This is a genomic window from Sphingobacterium sp. SG20118 (assembly GCF_044740685.1).
Lineage (GTDB): Bacteria > Bacteroidota > Bacteroidia > Sphingobacteriales > Sphingobacteriaceae > Sphingobacterium.
This window is the reverse complement of sequence record NZ_CP172826.1, coordinates 3,546,970-3,567,670: the sequence shown is the minus strand read 5'-3', so window position 1 is coordinate 3,567,670 and position 20,701 is coordinate 3,546,970. Positions and strand designations below refer to the sequence as shown.

Here is a 20,701-nt window from a genome sequence, read left to right as displayed (position 1 = left end):
TTGATTGTTAATTGTTTGGTTTATTTACCATTAAGTGGCAAAGTTATCGATTAAAATTCACTAATCTTGTGCTGAATTGAAATTACTGCACAAATATTGCTTAGTAATTCCTGTTCACTTATTTTACTCCTTTCATTTACTTCTATTATTCATTGATATGCAGTTATTTCGATCGCTTCAGTACCCTAATTTCAGACTACATATAATCGGTCAAGCGATTTCATTGATGGGAACTTGGATGCAGCGGGTCGCTATTAGCTGGTTGGTGTATAAATTGACGGGCTCAGTTTTTTGGTTGGGTTTTGTTTCTTTTATATCATTGCTTCCATCTTTGGTATTATCCCCATTTATCGGAAGTTTTGTCGATAAACATAAAAAGTACAAGCTTGTTTTTCTAACACAGATTGGTCTAATGATACAGGCGGGTATCTTGACATTACTGGTTTATCTTAAATTAGAGAACGTACTTTGGTTATCTGTGTTAGGGTTTACGCAAGGTGTAATTAATGCATTTGATGTATTGGGGAGGCAATCACTCATGGTGCATTTAGTCGAAAACAGAAAAGATTTACCCAATGCGATAGCGCTCAATTCTTCTATATTTAATGCTGCACGTATGGTGGGGCCAGCAATAGGAGGTATACTGTTGAGTACCTATGGAGAAATGATGTGTTTCAGTACTAATTTTCTGAGTTTTATCCCCGTTTTGATTACACTTTGGATGATGAATGTTACAGAAAGCGCAGACAATTTGAGTAAAGGGAGTAATTGGCAAGGCCTGGTCGAAGGTTTCTACTATCTAAAACGTTCTCCACATATTTTTTCCCTTATCATTGTCATGACTTTCTCGAGTTTATTGGTCATTCCATATACTTCATTATTGCCTGCTGTTGCTAAAGAAATGTTTAATGGGGATGCTACCACATTTTCTTGGTTTGAGAGCGCTGCAGGGCTTGGGGCGATGATTGGGGCCATTAATATGGCTCGGTTGAAGTCTGGGACTAATATGCGCTATCAAGTGATGGGGGCAGCTTTATTATTAGGAGCAGCTTTGTTTTTATTAGGTCATTCTTCTGTATTGGTCTTAGCACTTGTGTATACCGCCATTGTTTCTTTTGCTATGATGATTCAAAACTCGAGTATCAACACCTACATTCAAACCCATGCGATGCCGATGTATAGAGCGCGCGCAATTTCATATTATGTGATGGCATTTCAAGGGGTTTTTCCAATAGGAAGCTTAATGATTGGAGCTTTTGCTAGCTATTTTGGTCTTAGAAGCACACTTTATTTTATGGGTGTGGCCGGAGTGTTGATTGCTTTATCATACTATTTATATTTGCGACTGCATATACACAAAAGGTTATTTAAGTTTTAACCTTCTTTTAAGCAATTTGAGCGTTTTTTTCTTGTAATCGATGATAGCGCCATAAGGGGCTAAAATATCACCACCTATGACACCAATGACAGGTTGCAAGTTCATCTGTTCGTATGCATAGTTGATAGAACTCAGATCTAAAACTGCAGCTTTATAATTTTTGATGCTCCAGTCTTGGATTTTGAAAATTGGAATCTGTATAAGAAAGCTTTGCATTGTATTGGTTCCGAGACCTGTTGATAAGGTGTCTGTTGTTTCTAATTGGAATTGTTCGGCATGAATCTGTTCCAATTGGTTTTTATCAAAAACTGTTTTTGAAGCCCCTGTATCCAACACCATCAGATGAACTGTTTCAAACAACATGACTTCAACTAAGATATGAGTGCCTTGTTCCTGTAATTGTAAAAGTTGTAGTGGTATGATCGACATGCTTCAAACATAGAGAAAATATGTTCTTTCTGAAAGGAGAAACTCGATTTATTTATTAATCAATTTACTTGGTCAAGGGTTTGGCGCAAGGCTGTAGGGTCGCTTAGATTCTTAAATTGAGTAGGAGTCAAACCTGTATTTTTCTTGAATTGATTGCTCAAGTAGGCAGTACTCGAATAATTAAGTTTTTCAGCTATCTCAGCTAAAGAAAGTTCGTCGTATATCAATAATTCTTTAATATATTCTATTTTTTGAATTATCGCATATTTTTCGATACTAATACTGGTCACAGAAGAAAAGAGGGCGCTTAAAGAGCTGTATTCAACGTTTAAGTTACTGCTCAATATCTCGGAAAGGTTTTTATTTAAAAAATCATAAGGTTGGCGGGTATAGTCGATAATCAACAATTTTATTATCTCAATAATACGGGTATTTTTATCGTCGATTAATTCAAATCCGATAGTATGAAGATTTTCCTGCAGTTGAGTCCTTTGTTCTGAATTTAAATCCGAATCAAGTGTAACGACACCTAATTGTAGGTCATGATAGGAGATATGCAACTCTTTAAATATATTTTCTACAGCCATTTTACATCTATTGCAGACCATATTTTTTATAAAGAGTTGCATATTATTTTTTATAAAACGTTAATTTCTTTTAGTACATTATTCATATTCCGGACAGCATCGGCACTTTTATGTAACTTTTGCTTTTCCTCTTCAGATAGATTCAAAGGTACAATTTTATTCCAACCATTTTTATTTATGATGACTGGAACGCCTAATGTGATATCTGATAAACCAAATTCTCCTTCCAAAAGCACACTCGCTGTAAACAGTTTGTTTTGGTTTCTAACAATGCTTTCCACGACAGCAGCAGTGGCTGCTCCGGGTGCATACCAAGCTGATGTACCGATTAGGGATGTTAATGTTGCGCCGCCAACCATGGTTTTCTGTACGACCTCATCTTGTTCCGCTTCAGTTAAAAAATCACTCACAGCTATGCTATTCCAAGTCGCATGTTTTATCAGTGGTATCATCGTAGTATCACCATGACCACCTATGACGATAGCATTGAGGTCACTTGCTGAGGCATTTAATTTTTGACTCAATTGGTATTTAAATCGTGCAGAATCTAATGTTCCACCCATACCAATAATTCTATTTTTGGGTAATCCAGAGCTTTTAAGTGCTAGATAGGTCATAGTATCCATCGGGTTGGAAACAATAACAATAACGATATCTGGAGAATGTTTTACCAAATTATCGACTACTGTTTTAACAATATTGGCATTTGTTCCTATTAACTCCTCTCGTGTCATCCCTGGCTTTCGCGGAATTCCTGAGGTAATAACTGCAACTGAAGACCCTGCTGTGGCACTATAATCACTGGTAACACCTGTTATCTTGGAGTCGAAGCCCAATAAGGCAGCTGTTTGTGACATATCCTGTGCTTTGCCTTCTGCAAAACCTTCTTTGATATCCAATAGGATGATTTCTTCGGCAACGTTTCTTCTTATTAAATTATCTGCTGTTGTTGCTCCAACCGCTCCCGCTCCAACTATTGTAACTTTCATAAGCTTATTAATTTTGGTCCTCGTCGTTAATTTTGTTTAATTTACTTAATAAATTGTAGGAATACAATTAAGTGATATAAAAAAACAGTAAAATAAAAAGGGAGAAACATTGTTTCTCCCTTTTTATTAGAATGGATAGCCGATAGCTAAATTGAACATCAGGTTGTTTTTTCGCCAAGCTCTACTTCCCAAATCGATATCTTTTATCACCCATCGATCACCTTTTTCTAAATAAGGCACACGTAGAGGTATTGCAAAATCTGTTCTAAGAATCAGGAAAGTGAAGTCAAACCTTAGTCCCAAACCTCCTCCAACAGCTAATTCTGTTAAGAAGTCTTTACTGAATTTTGCACCGGGCTTTTCTTCATCTGTATTTTGAAGCCATACGTTACCCGCATCAATGAATGCAGCCCAATGTACAAATCCTGCTAATTTAGCACGGTATTCTGTATTTAGTTCCAATTTGATATCTCCGGTTTGGTCTGCATAGAATTTATCAGTTCCTATATTCTGTGGCTTTAATGTTCCAGGTCCAATGGCTCGAGCTGCAAAGGCTCGAATACTATTTGGTCCCCCTACATAATATTGTTTTAAGTAGGGAAGGGCACGAGAGTTACCATACGAGTAACTGAGACCCAAACTAACACGGGAGGCAAGTTGCGAATTTTCACTCAGTTTCAGGTAGTGCCTACCGTCTCCACTTATCTTAATATATTGCGAGAAATAGGCGTCAAAAAGTTTAAATGTTTTTCCCTCTTTATAATTAGCACCTTTAATTAAACCGATTACATTACCTGATAAATCTAGATTACCTTTAAAATAAAAGGTGTTCTTTAGATTTTTGTTCATCGTGTTGGATAATGTGAAATTGTAATTGGGTCCAATCGTAAATTGTGGTTCAATCGCGTGTTTCAGCGTTGGTACAGTATCCATTTGAGCTTTATATTCGTCCGAGATACGGCTCGGTTGAACATAAGTGATCTCGATTAAACCCAAATCATGTTGTTTTTCTTCTGACTCTTGCCAAATATAACCGTAGTCCAATGTAAGTGAACGTAGGGTATAAGCCTTTGTTCTATTTAGAAATTCAAAACCTGTCTTGATATAAGTTTTCGGAATAAATCTACGGCTCGGGTCAATCTTAAAGGGCGACAAAATGCGAGGGAAAGTCAATGTAAGATCGGCACCATAGCGGTAGTAGCTTGAATTAAGGCTGACACTTCCACCTGTTTGGGTCTCATATCCTCCGAAGACATTGAGACTTAGTAATTCGGCTCCTTTAAAGGCATTACGAAGTTGCCAGTTAACATTCAGCTCTGAACCATTGTAGACAGAAGCCATTTTACCCAATAATTCAACACGGATTGATTTCTTCGGAAGAGGTGTCAGGTAGTAATACACATCTAGACCATTTTTGACCTCCTTGCTATCGACAAAATTGTTCTTTACAAATTTAAAACTGTTGAGATTAACCAAATGGCTAATGGTTTTGTTATGCGCTCCTCGATTATAGCGATCCCCTTTTCTAAAGAAAATATGATTGGCTATAACCGGTTTTCTAAAGGTGTTTTTTGGGTCAATAAAATAGAGAGAACTGTCAAATAATTGGGGATTACGTGGTGCACGTTGGTAACCTGTACCTTCATCTGTATAGTTTGGATAGATGTAAATATTATTAATTTGCGACGGAGCTTTCGCAATCGCAGGTGTTTCGGGCTTAATCGTTACAAATAAATCAACTTTATGGTCACCAATGGTACTATCCACTTCTACTAAAATGTAATCAGGGCTAAAATAGTAATATCCTATATTTTTGAGTTCATTATCGATACGATCACGCTCGTTCATAATATCATCCAAGTTATAGTGTTTCCCCACTTTTAAAAGGGATTTATCTCGTGATTGGAGAATATCCCTCCCGAGTTGTTTTGTGCTGTCTACAGAAAACGTGACGCTTTTGATGCGGTAAATAAGATTGGTGGTAGCAATATAGTGAATCGTAGCTTCCTTATCCTTAACCGTTGTATCTGATTTCACCTCAGCATTGAAAAAACCAATATTTTCAAGTCTATTTCGGAGCAGATTTTCATTATATTCTCTATTGACATCACTCAGTAGAACAGGTTCTTCACCCATCTTTTTTAATTGTCGACGTATGAAATTTTTCCCCACAGAGTCACCGGCCATATTATTAAAAGCCAGTTTATAACGCCAACCAAATAATGATTTATTTGGTTGTGGTGTAAGCACTGCTTCCAGATGGGTTGCTAATGCTTCTTTCTGTGCTTTAGGTATCGTATCCGACTCAATGTCAACGTGACCATCGACATAAAGAGACTGACCTTCTTTTAGGTTTTTGGTGGTCGAACAAGAGGCAATGAAAAGCCCTAGCATAATGGTTAGTGCTATAAATTGATTGTTATTTTTCATTGTTCTCCCTTTCTTCATTTCTAATCACTTTTTCTCCTATGGTATCTACTTTTTGATCAGTAGAATCTGTTTTATTGTCTGTACTTGTTTTCTTAATTGTGCGCTTTTGTTCCCGATCTAACATACGTTTCTTGTATTTATCAGGATCAACACGCATCATACTATCTCGGATTGCGTAGCGTACACTGTCCCGATAAACGGAGTCGGTTTCCATGCGTTCTACATCAAAGCGTTTTCTGAAACTTTTGCTTCGGGTATTATATTCATTCAGTTTTTTTGAATTCATCCAAATTTCTTTGAATTTATTATAACTCATATTGATGATAAAACCGATACCTGTCTCCACATATTGTCCTTGTAATGTCACTTGGTATTGATTTTTACGATACACACGTGCAAAATATCGACCATCAGGAGATAATTGGTAATCTAAACTAATATCACCAGCGATATTAGCCGCCTGTTTCTCCAGGTCTCGAATTACCCTCCACCTCAAAATTGGATCCAATGGTGATTTTTAGGCGATCGTTAAACAGCATTTTGGAAACCCCAATATTTAAATCCGTTCTCGTCTCGCCAACTCCAGTGGTAAAGTCTTCTTCAGATTGTAGGTTGAAATCTAACTCAACGCCTGTAATTAAATCGGATGCTAGACGATTTAACTGTGATGATAACAACGAACTCACGCTATTACGAGCCATGGATTCGACTCCACCGCCACCAGATAAGCTCTCAAATGGATTGGAAGCTAAGAAGCGCCCTAATACAATTAGCGAGAACACCTGTTTATTCATCTCAGAGGGGTCTGATCGAAGTTGTGAAAGTGCATTGTTTACCTTACTCACGACATCTTGTGAGACAATAGCATTATTTTCATCCAAATCAATGTCAAATCCTAATTTGGGAGCAAATAGCTGCTCTGTAATCAATAAGTTAACGTTAAATGGAACACGCTGTTTATATAAGTTTGAATTATCTGCGCCCAATTGTGTTTGTACCAATTCTAGAGTAGGAGCTTTAACTTTATATACGGCGGTAATATCCATTCGAGCATCCAGTGGATCCCCTGCCCAAGTAATGGTACTACCTTCTTTGAATAAGAATTCACGTTTTACGGGACCGAATGAAAAGGAGTAACTTCCTTTATCTACGGTATATGTCCCTGACATTGTTATTTTATTACTGGCATCAATTCCTGCATTCAGCTCTGCTTCACCTTGAATGTTTAAAGCATCTTGCGAACCTTCATCTATGATAACTTTGAATTTTGCATTTTTGTCAGTTTGTAAATTTAAAGTAACATCTATTCCCGTTAATTTCGTTGTTGTTAGAGAGTCCAACCGTGCAAAGACATTTGTTGCTGTGGTATCACTTTTATCTACAAACTCCACAACACCTTTTCGTTCAACCATGCCTGGGTCGTCATTAGGCATGATGAAAACAAAATCAGTTTTATCCTGTACTTTGATATTTCCATCGACAACAGGCTTATCTAAGGTACCACGAATCCGTAAATCCGATGAAACATACATTTTACCAAAGAATAAGTCATTGTCCTGACGGGTTGAATTAACAACCTCAAAATTATCTGTTTTAAGATTCAGATTGAAATCATAATCCAAGTAGTTACTGGTTAGTATAGTTCCATTTAATGCACCAACATTTCCCTTTTTATCTTTAACATTGAAATCTGAGAATAGTATACCTTTATTGTTAAATCTGATTTTCTCATTGTCAATAAAGAATGATGCATTTAGCATGGCAACGTTAAATTCTGCGGAGTTGAAATTTAAGTCTCCGTCAATTACTGGCCGGTTAGTTGTCCCGGATATTTTAAGTTCTCCTTGTAGGTCGCCCTTAGATTCTTTTAAATAACCGAAACTAAAAGCTTGTATGGTACGCATTTTTAAAGGAGCGATATTCAACACAGCATTAAAAGTAGCATCTCCCTTAGGTGGACTTATAAACTCGCCAATTAAACTCACATTATTGCCATTTTCTGTAATACTGACATTTGCCGCATAGGTGTTTTCCTTTTCGTTATTGACCTTAATGTTTACATTACCAATTGTATCCGTCCCAAGATAGAATTTGTCAATTCCAATATCTGAAACGAATACAGGATTACTTTCCAAACGAGAGATAGTAGCCTGACCATTAATACCACCTCCGAGGTTCATATCTTCTGCAGCAATCATTTTACTTAACGTTTCAATTCTAAAGTTTTTGAAAAGCAAGTCAATAGGAGAGTTAAGAACAGTGTCCTGCGATTTAATTTCTAATAACTGTCCGTTGTTCTCCAAAGTGAAATTATGCGCTTGAAGTCCCGATTTACCAAATGATAACACGTTTGTGCTGTCTACTTTCCATTTTTCATAGTTTAACATCAAACCGTCCTCAAGAAGGCTAAATAAGAAATCTCCATGGTGAACCTTCATATTGGCACCTAAATGATATTGTTCTTTGTCTTTATTATCTTTAATCCAGAGACCGAAGTCTAAGTTGTTTTTGATGACTTTACCACTGAATACAGTGTTAATCAATTCGATGTTACTCACTTTGATCTTATTGATAAGAGCTGAATAGTACATGGTGCTATCGACGGTCGTAAGATCGAAAGAAACACTATTAATATCTGTACCCGCATAGACAATTTTTGGAGCTTCTAATTTAGCCTGAATCAATTTATCTTTACTGTTAAACATACCATCTAGCGTGATATCTTTCATCTCGGTAAGATCAGGTAGAAACTCTTTTATAAATTTGGTTCTTGTCAACTGCGCAGAAAATTCAAATTGTTGGTCTTCGTACTTTGGAATGACAACAGGGGCACCAGGTTGATAATATACATGGGCAATATCTTGAATGGCCGAACCTAGTTCCATTAATTTATATTTTCCAACCAAATGGGCATTAAGAAAAGCAGATTGTAACATGAGTAGGTTTCTACTGCTATCAGAACGTGCAATAAGTGATATGCTATCTAAGACGTAGCGTTCGTTATTGTAGGCAATAGATGAATTGATGATGTGAGCCTTTCCATTTAAATAGTTAAGATCTGCAGTTTCGAAATTACCCACTATTTTACCATGATAACGGAAATCATCGTCCATTAAATGTAGATTCTTAAGATTGATGCTGTCTACCATTAATTCAAAATTCACCTTTGGATATCGGTCCCGCATATCAGCAGTAGCATTTAAATCGAATTTGATATTGGGGTCGATGCTGTTAATCTTGGCATGGATATCTCCCGCATCAGCCTCTACATTCATATCGATGTTTTGATAACGGTAACCTAGTGCATCCAACTGAATCAGCTTCCCATCAACATTTGCCATAGCTTTTTTAAGGTCGAGTCCATGTCCTTTTAAATTAGCTTCAAATGATAATATTCCTAACACCGAATCTTGTTTCAATATTTTCCCTATATCAAAGTCACTGATGGAGACAAAGGCATCATAAGTGGTGTCTCGAGTGGACATGTCAAAATTACCATTAACTTTTGCGGTTCCTTTTTCGGTAACTAATGCGAGGTTCGTATTGAAAGCTTGCATCCCACCTTTAAATGTACCGGTTAAGCCAATCGCATTAGGAAGCTCTAAGTCTTTAGGAAACATGGACTTTGCAACCAATTGCTCTATATCCGAACGACCGGTTGTGAACTTCTTGAGTTGCAGGTCTATCGTCATTTTATCTACATCAGGTAGACCTTTTATCCTTGCACTGGCCAGTATTTTTGTATTTGATAATGTGCTGAAATCTAAATTTGGAATGTTTAAATCATTAAGCTTACCAATTATTTTACCATCAATATTGAATTTTTTATTCATTAAAGGCTGCATAACCTCCATGGTATCCAAGAAAGGTGCGAAATAATAAATATCACGCATATCGATGTGACTCTTTTTTATATTGGCATTTACAGCAAGCAATGCTGGATTTTCCGATATGGCTTCTAAAGATGGGTAAGTTATTTTGATATAATCTTGCAATAAGGTGTTTTGGGTTGCTGCATATAGGTTTTTTATCTCAGCACCTGTATTGGTATAAATGAAATCAGCTTTTAGGCCTTTGATTTCGAAACCCGAGTGGTCTTTGGCAGTTAAGGACTTTAGAGAAACCACTTATCGAATCAGCACTATAATATAGGTCGTTCATCGATGTATTGATAGCAGGTATTTTTATATTGAAGTAATCGAAGCCTTTCATCCGTGCTTGATTGTCATCTTTATACCAAACGTGTGTATCATTGATATTGATATCTTTAACGGATACGACCCAATTGATTTTGCTAGGAGTAGAGACTGTGTTTTTTTCCGTTACTGGTTTAGTAACTTGTGCGATTTTGTCAAATAACACCTCTGCATCGGAGCCTTCAAGGTTTATTTTTTCAATAGCAACATGCTCTTTATTAAGGTCGATACTGTTGATTTCCGCATATAATTTTTGTATAGCAAACTTTGTTTTTAGTTTGGATGATTTATCTTCATATCGAACATTGATATTTTTTAAGTCAGCAGTATTGATTCCAATATCGGGTAATAGCGATGTGACGATAGCAGTAGAATCTGTAATACCAAAATCTTCAACACTGGGAGCCGTCCCTTCTTGTACGGGATTCCATTGTGTCACAACAGCACTAAGTCCATCAATATTGATTTTTGGTAAATCAAAAGCCATGTTTTTAGTCAAATCAAATTTTTTGATTCGTGTATTGAAATGTTTCAAATAGACATCAGCACTGGTGCCAATTACATCATCTGCATAGACAATATGGAAACGCTCGAAGAGTACCTTGTCCATATTGAAAACCATTGCAGAAGAGGTATCGGTCTTGGTATCCTTATTTTCAGGACCAGCAAATGCTTTGATAATATAGTCGAAGTTAAAGCTACTATCTGGGAGAGAACGACGAATTTTTGCCGTAATACCTGTCGCTTCCAATTGTTGGATCTCCACGGTATTGTTCAGCAATTTCATCATATTGATATCGACTTTAATTGCTTCGCCAGCCACTAATGTATCTCTTGATTGGTCTTCAAGGTAGATGTTTTCAAGAACTAGTTTTTTAGGAAATTCGATATTGATACTTCCGATATGGAAGGGAGTGCCAATTTTCCCTTCTACATAGCTAGTCACTTTTCCTGCAATATAATTTTGCACGGAAGGAAGTCGAATTAAAAAAATAATAAGAAGTAGAAGTCCGATTACAGATCCAACAATCCATAATAGGGTCTTTAATGCGATACGGCTAAATTTATTCAAAATATGTATTAGTCTTTTATGAACCCTTAATTTAATATGATAACGTAAAACAAGTAAATATGTTTATACTTTTATTCCTAATAACGCTACGCTTACCTTTAGAAGGGATGTGAATGTTTAAGTTTTTCCCTGATAACTGCTTATAGAGAAATATATTTGCAATGTTAAGGATATTAATCAAAAATAATGCCTTATTTCTATAAAATACCCTGTATTGTTTACCATGAATTTAAGATTGTCCATCTGTTTTTTTCTATGTATATTAGATAGATCAATTATAAAATAATGGAACGTAAAAAATTTTTAAAATCATTGGTGCTTGCGGGCGCTGCAGGAACAGTTTTAGCCTCATGTGCAAATACAGAAAAAGAAATTAAAAATATGGAAACAAGCGATGGATTTAAGGCAGGGTATATCTTTCACAGTGTATATTTCTGGCTAAAAGATGGTATTCAGGAAAAAGAAGAAAAAGACTTTTTAAACTTTTTTGAGATTTTAAAAAAAGTACCAGGCGTAGAATCTTGCCATATTGGTAAACCTGCAGGTACTAATGCAAGAGACGTGGTTGATAATTCATTTTCGTACCACGTGATGTTAACCTTTTCAAGTCTAGAAGCGATAACAGCATATGAAGTACATCCTGATCATTTGGCGGGGATTGACCAATATAGTAAATATTGGAAACAAGTCGAGGTGAGGGATACCGTACTTAGTTAGCAATATGCAAAAGGGAGAATGCAGTTTCTCCCTTTAGTATCGAAATTTATTTTACTTCAATATTTTGTGATGTATCGTCCGCGTTTTGATCGTGGTCATCCGTATCCTTTACTTTTCTTTCAACGGTTATTTTGCACTCTGTTAATAATGCTGCCATAGCACCAATAGCAGCAAATATTGGTGCGAATATCAGCCCAATAGCACCTACAGTCACCGGGAAACTCATAATTTCTTTTCCAGACTTATCAGAAATACTGATTTTGGTCACATTGCCTTCAGCAATGAGCTCTTTAATCTTTTTTAATAGATTCTCTCCATTAATAGAAAATGTTTCTTTTATGCCCATAATGTATTGATTTTTAAATTGATGTTGTTTTTAAATATAAACACTTTCAATCAATAATTGTTGCTAAAAAAATGTTAAAAACGTTGTTGACGTTTAATTTCTTTAAATCTAGATTTGTTTTTACCATCAACTCGGGAAGCCACAGCCCATATTGCCGCGGGCAACCAACCGATAAGTGTACACTGCAAAATCAAACATAAGATTCCAGAAAATATTTTTCCCCTTAAAAAGAAGGATAACCAGGGTAGTAATACTGCTATTAGGATCATATCTATTATTTTAATATTTGTTCAAAGATAATTATTACCGCAATTAATCGACATTCCCATTAGGTAAACGGCCGGAAACAATCGGTGAATATCTTTTGTTAAATGGTGAATAGCGCATTATCATTACAAGTTAATCAACGCATTTCCATGATTTCACTCAAAGTAGTCCCATCCCAGATATAATTAATCTGGCTTTTAGTTTCCTTATATTTAGGGTCTTCCATATCTTCACTTGTGTTTTCACCCTCTATAATCCTTTTAATAATCATATTTTGGTCGCCTAAATGTTCTGAGGGGAAAAGAATGGTTTCGTCATGATAGAATACACCTGCGTCAGAAACTGTCATTTTATTCGGAAAATGAATCAGCTCATGACCATTCCATGCGAAATAATAATATTGGGTTGATACTCCGCAAGATTCACTTAGAAATGCTGAGCGATGAATGTTTTTGATGTTTTTCAATCCCATTGCCGGTAGGATTTTTGTTTCTGTACCGAGTTGATCATTTACATCTGCTTGATAATCGGCACGTGCAATACAATTCTTTTCCTTATTAAACACCTTTATCTGAGCCTCATAATAAGCTGCTGCATATTCAGTAGATGGTTTGAATTTTTTAAAACCATAAATAAATTGCTCACCATCTTCGTTCTGGATACTATTGAGAGCCAAAAGGCCTAGCCAAATGAACCCTTCTTTCTCAACGTTGTTTTTTATGTACGTTATTTTATACCAAGGTGCATGGAAACCCTCTTATAGTATTTCCATTATATCCTTCGCTGGCAATTACAACACTATTTCCCGCTGTTATAGAATCAATGAGTGTAGCATTGGTGCTGGCATTACTACGGATATAAGCGATGTCAGCAAAAATATAAGCTGTATCACCTTTGCTAAAATTCCATAAATCGAACTCATCGTATACTGCATAAGCAGTAGGTTGCTCTTGTGCACGAACAAATAAAGAAGTAAGGACAAATAAGAGCAAAAACATTGTTTTTTTCATTTATTAACCGTTATTGTTTTATATCTATATAATTTTCTTTTGCGATCTGTTTTTACAATGCAATTTTAATTCCAACTATTGAGTATGGCTTTTTTGATTCTATGTCCTATTCTGTCTAACAAAAGAGGCCAACTTTCGATAAGAAAGTTGGCCTCTTTTTAGTAATATTTTTTATGATAGACTTGCTAAGTTTTCAGCCAAGATTTTAATCTTAGATTCAGCATCTGCTTTTTTATTCTGTTCGTTTTGAATAATTTCAGGCTTCGCATTCTGAACAAAACGCTCGTTCGATAACTTCTTATCTACAGAAACCAAGAAACCTTTTAAATAATCAATTTCTTTTGTAATTCTTTCACGCTCCGCATCAACATCGATATTTTCTGCAAGTGCAACATAGCATTCTTCTTTGCCTGCCAAGAAACTGATAGCGCCATTAACTTTTTCCTGAACAAAAGTTAATGTTTCAATATTTGCCAATTTGATGATGCTATCTTGGTAACTCGTAAATTCAATTTCACTTGAATTGATAGCTAAAGGCAAAGCAATTTTTGGAGAGATCTGTTTCGTATTTCTGATATTTCGAACTTCAGAAATAATCTGTTGTACGATAGTGAACTCTTTAATTATTTTTTGGTCGATTTCACCTACAGTTGGATAGTCCGCAACGATGATACAATCTTTTGCATCGCGTTCACCGAATAATTCATCATGCCATAATTCTTCTGATAAGAAAGGCATAAATGGATGTACCAAGGTTAATATGCGTTTGAAAAATCCTTTTACTACTTCAAAAGTTTCGGCTTCAATAGGGGCTTGATATGCTGGTTTAACCAACTCTAAGTACCAAGCGCAGAAATCATCCCATACTAATTTGTAGGTAGACATCAAGGCATCGGATAAACGGTAGTTATTAAAGTGATCTTCGATCTCTATTAAAGTAGCATTGAATTTGCTTTCAAACCATCTTGCAGCTGTTTTTTGAGCCTCAGTTGCAGCTGTATCAGTTGTTTCCCATCCTTTTACTAAACGGAAGGCATTCCAGATTTTATTTGCAAAATTACGGCCCTGTTCACAATAAGAAACATCAAACATCAAGTCATTTCCGGCAGGTGAAGATAATAACATACCTACACGTACACCATCTGTACCGTATTGTGCCATTAATTCGATTGGATCAGGAGAATTTCCTAATGACTTAGACATCTTGCGTCCCAATTTATCGCGAACGATACCTGTTAAGTATACATTTTTGAAAGGAGCTTTCCCTGTATATGCATGCCCCATGATCATCATACGTGCTACCCAGAAGAAAAGAATCTCGGGAGCAGTAACTAAATCATTGGTCGGGTAGTAGTAATTGAATTCTTCATTTTCAGGATTACGGACACCGTCGAACACTGACATTGGCCATAAACCAGAAGAGAACCATGTATCCAGTACATCTTCTTCTTGACGGATCGCTCCAGTAGCTTTTCCTTGCGACTCAAACTCTTGAATAGCTTCAGCTTCAGTTTTAGCAACTACCCATTCGTTTTTCTCATTATACCAAGCTGGTATCCGCTGTCCCCACCATAACTGGCGTGAAATACACCAATCTTTCACGTTTTCCATCCAGTGCTTATAGCTAGATGTAAACTTGTCTGGTATCAGATTTACTTCTCCGCTAACCACATAATCTAATGCAGGTTGTGCTAGTTTATCCATTTTACACCACCATTGCATCGATAATTTCGGTTCGATTGCAGCATCAGTACGTTCCGAGAAGCCAACTTGAGATTTGTAATCATCAATTTTTTCGATTTGATCGACTTCTTCTAAGAGTTTTGCGATTTTTTTACGAGCAATGAAACGATCTTCACCTACCAAAATTTGAGCATTGGCATTTAAAGTTCCATCATCGTTTAATAAATCAATGATTTCTAAATTATGTTTTTGGCCTAAAGCATAATCGTTTAAATCGTGTGCAGGAGTAACTTTTAAACAACCAGTACCAAATTCCATATCCACGTATTCATCTTCGATGATTGGAATTTCACGATTAACTAAAGGTACAAGTACTGTTTTTCCTTTTAGGTGTGTATAGCGTTCATCATTTGGATTGATACAGATAGCAGCATCAGCCATGATCGTCTCGGGACGAGTCGTTGCGATGATGATGTGTTCATCTGAATCCTTAATTTTATAACGGATATAGTATAATTTTTGATTTACTTCTCTGCGGATTACTTCTTCGTCAGATAAAGCTGTTTTTCCTTGTGGATCCCAGTTTACCATGCGAACACCACGATAGATATAACCTTCTTTGTAAAATTTGATAAAAGTATCGATAACCGATTCAGATAAATCAGCATCCATCGTGAATTTTGTGCGTTCCCAATCACATGAGGCACCTAATTTCTCAAGTTGTTTTAAGATGATACCACCATATTTTTCTTTCCATTCCCAAGCATGTTTTAGGAAGTCTTCACGCGATAATGATTTCTTATCAATTCCTTGCTCTTTCAGCATAGCGACAACCTTAGCTTCAGTGGCAATAGATGCATGATCGGTACCCGGTACCCAACAGGCATTTTTACCTTGCATACGTGCGCGACGAATCAATACATCTTGAATGGTATTGTTCAACATATGTCCCATGTGTAATACACCAGTGACGTTTGGAGGAGGCATTACTATTGTATACGGTTCACGCTCATCAGGTGTAGAACGGAAAAATCCATTCTCCATCCAATAGCTGTACCATTTGTCTTCAGCTTCTTTAGGATTGTAAGTTTTTGCTATACTCATGATAATTTTTTTTCAAAATCGTTCGCAAATTTAACGAATTTAGTTGTTTTATTGAAGTTTAATATTTCTATTTAAAAAATGTGTATTTCCTTGATATTTTGATTTTAGCAATGGCAGTATAAATATAATTAGGAAGCAGTTAAGTAAGAAGGAATTGCTTCTTTAAGCTTGATTACTTGTCTTTATACTCATAATTCTTTACTTGGGTAGCTTATATTATATGCAAGAATTGATGATATGATAATATTTTTATAACATAATCGTCACATAGCAATCTATTATTCCTGAAATAGCGTACATTTGCGTGTTTTAAAAATTACTAAACATGAATAGAATTGCCAATGAGTTGAAGGCCCTAACTCAATACTTTTTATTTTGGCTGCTCATATGCTTTATCGATCGATTGCTGTTTATCACTGCTTTTTTTGAGAAGATTGGGTTTGAAAATTTGTCGGAGGTTTTTAGAATCTATTATCATGGTCTCAGTTTAGATTTTTCTGCAGTCTCCTATATATGTGCTATTCCTTTCTTCATTTATTGCATTTTATCTTTCTTACCTCAAGTACATTTTAAAAGAAAAGTATTGGATGTTTATACCATTAGTTTGTTGGTTATTTACTTCGTGGTTTCTTTCATCAATATTAATATATATAGAGAATGGGGCGATAAAATCTCTAAACGTGCTTTTGATGCTTTTTTAGCATCTCCTTCAGGAGCTGTTGCTTCAGCGGAGTCCACGCCAGTATTTTTTCCTGTTTTTGGTATGATCGTTGGTATCGTATCTGGTTACTTCCTCTATCGTTGGATGTTCAAAAAGGTACACTTTTATAACATTAAATTACCGTGGCAGAATGCTGTTAAATTTTTGGTTGGTGCACTCTTATTATTTACCTTTATACGAGGCGGCTATGGCAGAGCAACTTTAAATCCCAGTAAAGCATATTTCTCTGAGGAAAGTTTCTATAACCATGCAGCAGTAAATACACAATGGGCGCTACTGCGTGATTATTTCTCTAAAAGTACACGGTTAAAAAGTCCATATCAATTTTATAGTGATGAATCGGAAATGAAAGCTATTTTAAAACCAGCATTTCAAGCAAATCCAGATTCAGCTATTTCGATATTAACAACAAATCGACCAAATGTAGTTTTTATTATGTTGGAAAGTTTCGTCGGGGGACTGATTGAATCAATGGGGGGGGAAAAGGGAGTCACACCCAATATTGAAAAATTAATTAACCAAGGTGTGTTTTTTGATCATATCTATGCTGCGGCAGATCGTTCGGATAAAGGAATGGTCGGTATTTTTAGCGCTTTCCCTGCTCAAGGTCCAGAGAGTATTATCAAGTATATCGATAAGCATGAAAATTTACCAGCCGTTGGCCAAGAGTTAAGCAGCGTGGGGTACCGCGGCTCATTTTATCATGGTGGACAAAGTGAATTTTATAATTTTAAATCCTATATGTTGATGCATGGCGTTTCCAAAGTGGTTGATAATGCAAGCTTTGGGGTTGATGTAGATCGTGCATCATGGGGAGTGTATGATCATGTTGTCTTAAAACGCATGCTGCATGACTTTGATACGGAAAAAACGCCGTTCTTTTCAACCATTTTTACGTTAATCAATCATGAACCATTTAACTTGAAAGATGGTTATAAATTTGGCACTAAAACGAATGCCGATAAATTTAGAAGTACAGCATATTATACCGATTCTGTGGTTTATGATTTTATCAATCAGGCAAAAAGTAAAAGCTGGTATAAAAATACTTTGTTTGTTGTTGTAGCAGATCACGGACATCGATTACCTGCTGAGAAATGGGAATTGTCGAACCCACACCGCTTCCATATTCCATTGTTGTTTTTTGGAGATGTAATAAAACCAGAATTTAGAGGTAAGAAATTTCATAAAATAGGAAATCAAACGGATATGGTGGCGACCTTACTCCATCAATTGGGTTTATCTTCCGAACGTTATCATTGGAGCCGAGATCTGTTAAATCCAACAACGCCGCAGATTGCTTTTTATAATTCCAAAGATGCATTTGGTGTCATTACACCAGAGCAGGCGGTTAGTTTTGATAATGTCGGGAAAATTATCAATTACAAGCAAAATAGTAATTTCCCCCATGCAAAAACGGATAGTTTATTGAACATTGGAAAAGCTTATTATCAGGAAGTGTATCATGAGTTTTTAAAATATTAATTAGAAAATATGATTAAATTGAAAGGTTTTTTCGCACCGTATTTAGGGTTGTTGATTCGATTCTTGATGCTGTTGTTGATTTACGCTTTTTTAAGATTGGGATTTTATTGGATCAATTATTCCTTATTTCCAAATGTCAGTGTTGAGCATTTAGCATTGATGCTATGGGGAGGGGTTAAATTTGATATTGTAGCTTTATTATATTTAAATGTACTCTATCTCTTGATGCAAATTATCCCAGCTCCATTTAAGTACAATGCGACCTATCAAAAAATAGCGAAATGGATCTTTGTTATCACAAACTCCATTGGTATAGCCTTAAATTTGATTGATTTTGCATATTACCCTTTTACATTGAAGCGCACCACAGGTACAGTCTTTGATCAATTTGCAAATGAACAGAATCTTTGGTCCTTAGCTTTTGATTTTTGCGTTGATTATTGGTACTTGTTTATATTGTTTGCTGTCTTGGTATACGTTTTAATTAAGTTGCATGACTTGCTGCAGATATATAGGCCAGCGACCTTTAAATGGGGAGCATATAGCATTCAGTCAGCCTTATTTTTACTAAGTATATTTCTGTTTATAGGTGGAGTTCGTGGTGGATGGGCACATAGTACCAGACCCATTACATTAAGTAATGCGGGAGATTATGTGACAAACCCAGAGGAAATGAACATCGTGTTAAATACACCTTTTAGTATGATGAAGACTCTGAAAGCCGTAAATTTGAAACCCATTCATACGTTTACACAAGAAGAATTGGACCATATCTATAATCCTATCCACTATCCAGAAAGTAGGGAGCCATTCAAAAAAATGAATGTTGTCTTTTTGATTCTAGAGAGTTTCGCAAAGGAACATTTTGGAGAGTTAAATAGGGATATCCAAGATGGAAAATACAAAGGTTACACGCCATTTTTAGATTCTTTGATTCGTGAAGGATATACTTTTGAACATACCTATGCTAATGGACGTAAATCAATCGATGCGCTTCCGTCTGTTATTACAGGAATTCCTTCTGTAGGAGAGCCTTTTGTACTATCGGTTTATTCGGGCAATAAGACAACTAGTATCGCCAATTTATTGGGAAATGAAGGCTATGAAACGGCATTCTTTCATGGTGCTCCAAACGGGAGTATGGGGTTCTCTGCTTATATGAAACTAGCAGGTATTCAACATTATTATGGTAAAAATGAATATAATAATGATGCGGATTTTGATGGTATCTGGGGCATTTGGGACGAACCGTTTATGCAATTTATGGCCAATGAAATCAATACTTTCAAACAACCATTTTTTGCCAGTTTCTTCTCGTTATCTTCGCATCACCCTTTTAAAGTACCGACAAAATATAAAGGTGTGTTTCCAAAAGGACCCTTGCCTGTACAAGAACCAATAGGTTATACCGATAATGCATTACGTCAGTTTTTTAAAACAGCAGCGACCATGCCTTGGTATAAAAATACTTTATTTGTCATTTGTGCCGATCATGCAACCGTTAGTGCGCTACCTGAATATAAAACTGCTGCTAATAGCTTTGCCATCCCTATAATTTTGTATACTCCAGGAGGAGAGTTAAAAGGTAGAAGTGATAAGTTGGCACAACAAATAGATATCATGCCTACGGTACTGAATTATTTAAATTATAATAAACCTTATTTTGCCTTTGGTTTTGATGCATTGAATCCAACAAAAGAAAATTTTGTAATCAATAATAATGCAGGTACATATAACTTCTACTACAAAGATTATATGTTGATCAATGATGGGACAAAAAATGTATCCCTTCATAATCTGAAGGAAGATCGTTTTATGCAGCAAGATATCCTCAAGCAGCACCCAGCAGTATTAGATACTATGGATACTAAACTTCAAGCTTTTGAACAACAATATAATAATCGGATGATTGAAAATAAACTTATTTTCGACGGGAAACAAAAATAACGAATGAGATCTCTTTTCAGTATCCCTGCGCGCAGAGATACTGAAAAGAGGGTGTTGATAAACAATTTTTAAAAGCGATTAAGTAATAACATGATTTTAACTTAATTGCTTTTTTTGCTAGTAGCCGCTTAATTCCACCGCCTCTTCTTTATTAATATTATTGTACACAATCTATTGAATGTAATTATTTTAAAGTCAAAAAACAGGACTTATTTTTTGGTAGCCAATTTAATTTTCACTCCCTAAATCACTTTAGTAATTACTAGTTGCTACCGTACCAAAGCAATATTATAGCTCAAAAGTAATTTAGTACACTTTGGTTCACTATGAAGGTGAAAGT

General features: G+C 35.9%; 16 protein-coding genes. 4 read left to right on the top strand and 12 right to left on the bottom strand.

Going from position 1 to position 20,701, the window contains the following annotated elements; translation table 11 throughout:
- Nucleotides 1–157 precede the first annotated feature (157 nt).
- Nucleotides 158–1,378 carry an MFS transporter gene (locus tag ACFX5U_RS16425; RefSeq protein ID WP_038700035.1) on the top strand — a complete coding sequence of 407 codons (1,221 nt, stop codon included), beginning with the start codon at nt 158–160 and terminating at the stop codon, nt 1,376–1,378.
- On the opposite strand, the gene ACFX5U_RS16420 is transcribed toward ACFX5U_RS16425, so the two are convergent.
- The 7 genes from ACFX5U_RS16420 to ACFX5U_RS16390 form a co-directional block, all read right to left on the bottom strand.
- The gene (locus ACFX5U_RS16420; RefSeq protein WP_400261476.1) at nt 1,364–1,807 is read right to left on the bottom strand and encodes an aspartyl protease family protein; all 444 of its coding nucleotides are present in this window, start codon (nt 1,805–1,807) and stop codon (nt 1,364–1,366) included. The genes ACFX5U_RS16425 and ACFX5U_RS16420 overlap by 15 nt on opposite strands.
- Nucleotides 1,808–1,866: 59 nt before the next feature.
- On the bottom strand, nt 1,867–2,394 hold the full coding sequence (locus ACFX5U_RS16415; RefSeq protein WP_400261475.1) for a helix-turn-helix domain-containing protein: 528 nt from the start codon (nt 2,392–2,394) through the stop codon (nt 1,867–1,869).
- Nucleotides 2,395–2,444: 50 nt separating this feature from the next.
- Nucleotides 2,445–3,383: a malate dehydrogenase gene (locus ACFX5U_RS16410; RefSeq protein WP_038700029.1), complete on the bottom strand. Its 939-nt coding sequence runs from the start codon at nt 3,381–3,383 to the stop codon at nt 2,445–2,447.
- A gap of 126 nt (nt 3,384–3,509) precedes the next feature.
- Nucleotides 3,510–5,813, bottom strand: a complete 2,304-nt coding sequence (locus ACFX5U_RS16405; RefSeq protein WP_235212279.1) for a BamA/TamA family outer membrane protein — start codon at nt 5,811–5,813, stop codon at nt 3,510–3,512.
- Nucleotides 5,803–6,321 (bottom strand): hypothetical protein, encoded by a 519-nt coding sequence (locus ACFX5U_RS16400; RefSeq protein WP_400261474.1) that lies wholly within the window; start codon nt 6,319–6,321, stop codon nt 5,803–5,805. Before ACFX5U_RS16400 ends, ACFX5U_RS16405 begins: the two co-directional genes overlap by 11 nt.
- A complete protein-coding gene (locus ACFX5U_RS16395; protein ID WP_400261473.1) occupies nt 6,266–9,940 on the bottom strand; it encodes a translocation/assembly module TamB domain-containing protein in 3,675 nt (1,224 codons plus the stop codon). The genes ACFX5U_RS16400 and ACFX5U_RS16395 overlap by 56 nt, the downstream gene beginning before the upstream one ends.
- Nucleotides 9,873–11,081, bottom strand: coding sequence for an AsmA family protein (locus ACFX5U_RS16390; protein ID WP_400261472.1), 1,209 nt, complete (start codon nt 11,079–11,081; stop codon nt 9,873–9,875). The genes ACFX5U_RS16395 and ACFX5U_RS16390 overlap by 68 nt, the downstream gene beginning before the upstream one ends.
- Nucleotides 11,082–11,366: 285 nt before the next feature.
- Here ACFX5U_RS16390 and ACFX5U_RS16385 point away from each other — a divergent pair, with 285 nt between their 5' ends.
- A complete protein-coding gene (locus ACFX5U_RS16385; RefSeq protein WP_038700023.1) occupies nt 11,367–11,798 on the top strand; it encodes a Dabb family protein in 432 nt (143 codons plus the stop codon).
- A gap of 46 nt (nt 11,799–11,844) precedes the next feature.
- Here the strand turns inward: ACFX5U_RS16385 and ACFX5U_RS16380 are convergent, their stop codons facing one another.
- The 5 genes from ACFX5U_RS16380 to ACFX5U_RS16360 form a co-directional block, all read right to left on the bottom strand.
- Complete coding sequence (locus tag ACFX5U_RS16380; RefSeq protein ID WP_051959999.1) at nt 11,845–12,144, bottom strand: DUF4342 domain-containing protein; 300 nt, start codon at nt 12,142–12,144, stop codon at nt 11,845–11,847.
- 74 nt (nt 12,145–12,218) lie between these two features.
- Complete coding sequence (locus ACFX5U_RS16375; protein WP_038700020.1) at nt 12,219–12,413, bottom strand: YqaE/Pmp3 family membrane protein; 195 nt, start codon at nt 12,411–12,413, stop codon at nt 12,219–12,221.
- Nucleotides 12,414–12,547: 134 nt separating this feature from the next.
- On the bottom strand, nt 12,548–13,087 hold the full coding sequence (locus ACFX5U_RS16370; RefSeq protein WP_400261471.1) for a hypothetical protein: 540 nt from the start codon (nt 13,085–13,087) through the stop codon (nt 12,548–12,550).
- 55 nt (nt 13,088–13,142) lie between these two features.
- The gene (locus ACFX5U_RS16365; RefSeq protein WP_400261470.1) at nt 13,143–13,421 is read right to left on the bottom strand and encodes a hypothetical protein; all 279 of its coding nucleotides are present in this window, start codon (nt 13,419–13,421) and stop codon (nt 13,143–13,145) included.
- Between the two features lie 171 nt (nt 13,422–13,592).
- Complete coding sequence (locus ACFX5U_RS16360; RefSeq protein ID WP_280565957.1) at nt 13,593–16,208, bottom strand: valine--tRNA ligase; 2,616 nt, start codon at nt 16,206–16,208, stop codon at nt 13,593–13,595.
- 325 nt (nt 16,209–16,533) lie between these two features.
- Here ACFX5U_RS16360 and ACFX5U_RS16355 point away from each other — a divergent pair, with 325 nt between their 5' ends.
- Nucleotides 16,534–18,414: an LTA synthase family protein gene (locus ACFX5U_RS16355; RefSeq protein ID WP_400261469.1), complete on the top strand. Its 1,881-nt coding sequence runs from the start codon at nt 16,534–16,536 to the stop codon at nt 18,412–18,414.
- A gap of 9 nt (nt 18,415–18,423) precedes the next feature.
- Complete coding sequence (locus ACFX5U_RS16350) at nt 18,424–20,361, top strand: LTA synthase family protein (protein ID WP_400261468.1); 1,938 nt, start codon at nt 18,424–18,426, stop codon at nt 20,359–20,361.
- Nucleotides 20,362–20,701 lie beyond the last annotated feature (340 nt).

Bases quoted from the DNA above. Each gene is read 5' to 3' on its own strand.
- ACFX5U_RS16425 (WP_038700035.1), top strand. From the start codon at position 158: ATGCAGTTATTTCGATCGCTTCAGTACCCTAATTTCAGACTACATATA.
- ACFX5U_RS16415 (WP_400261475.1), bottom strand. From the start codon at position 2,394: ATGGCTGTAGAAAATATATTTAAAGAGTTGCATATCTCCTATCATGAC.
- ACFX5U_RS16380 (WP_051959999.1), bottom strand. From the start codon at position 12,144: ATGGGCATAAAAGAAACATTTTCTATTAATGGAGAGAATCTATTAAAA.
- ACFX5U_RS16420 (WP_400261476.1), bottom strand. From the start codon at position 1,807: ATGTCGATCATACCACTACAACTTTTACAATTACAGGAACAAGGCACT.
- ACFX5U_RS16375 (WP_038700020.1), bottom strand. From the start codon at position 12,413: ATGATCCTAATAGCAGTATTACTACCCTGGTTATCCTTCTTTTTAAGG.
- ACFX5U_RS16350 (WP_400261468.1), top strand. From the start codon at position 18,424: ATGATTAAATTGAAAGGTTTTTTCGCACCGTATTTAGGGTTGTTGATT.
- ACFX5U_RS16410 (WP_038700029.1), bottom strand. From the start codon at position 3,383: ATGAAAGTTACAATAGTTGGAGCGGGAGCGGTTGGAGCAACAACAGCA.
- ACFX5U_RS16355 (WP_400261469.1), top strand. From the start codon at position 16,534: ATGAATAGAATTGCCAATGAGTTGAAGGCCCTAACTCAATACTTTTTA.
- ACFX5U_RS16405 (WP_235212279.1), bottom strand. From the start codon at position 5,813: ATGAAAAATAACAATCAATTTATAGCACTAACCATTATGCTAGGGCTT.
- ACFX5U_RS16385 (WP_038700023.1), top strand. From the start codon at position 11,367: ATGGAACGTAAAAAATTTTTAAAATCATTGGTGCTTGCGGGCGCTGCA.
- ACFX5U_RS16360 (WP_280565957.1), bottom strand. From the start codon at position 16,208: ATGAGTATAGCAAAAACTTACAATCCTAAAGAAGCTGAAGACAAATGG.
- ACFX5U_RS16365 (WP_400261470.1), bottom strand. From the start codon at position 13,421: ATGAAAAAAACAATGTTTTTGCTCTTATTTGTCCTTACTTCTTTATTT.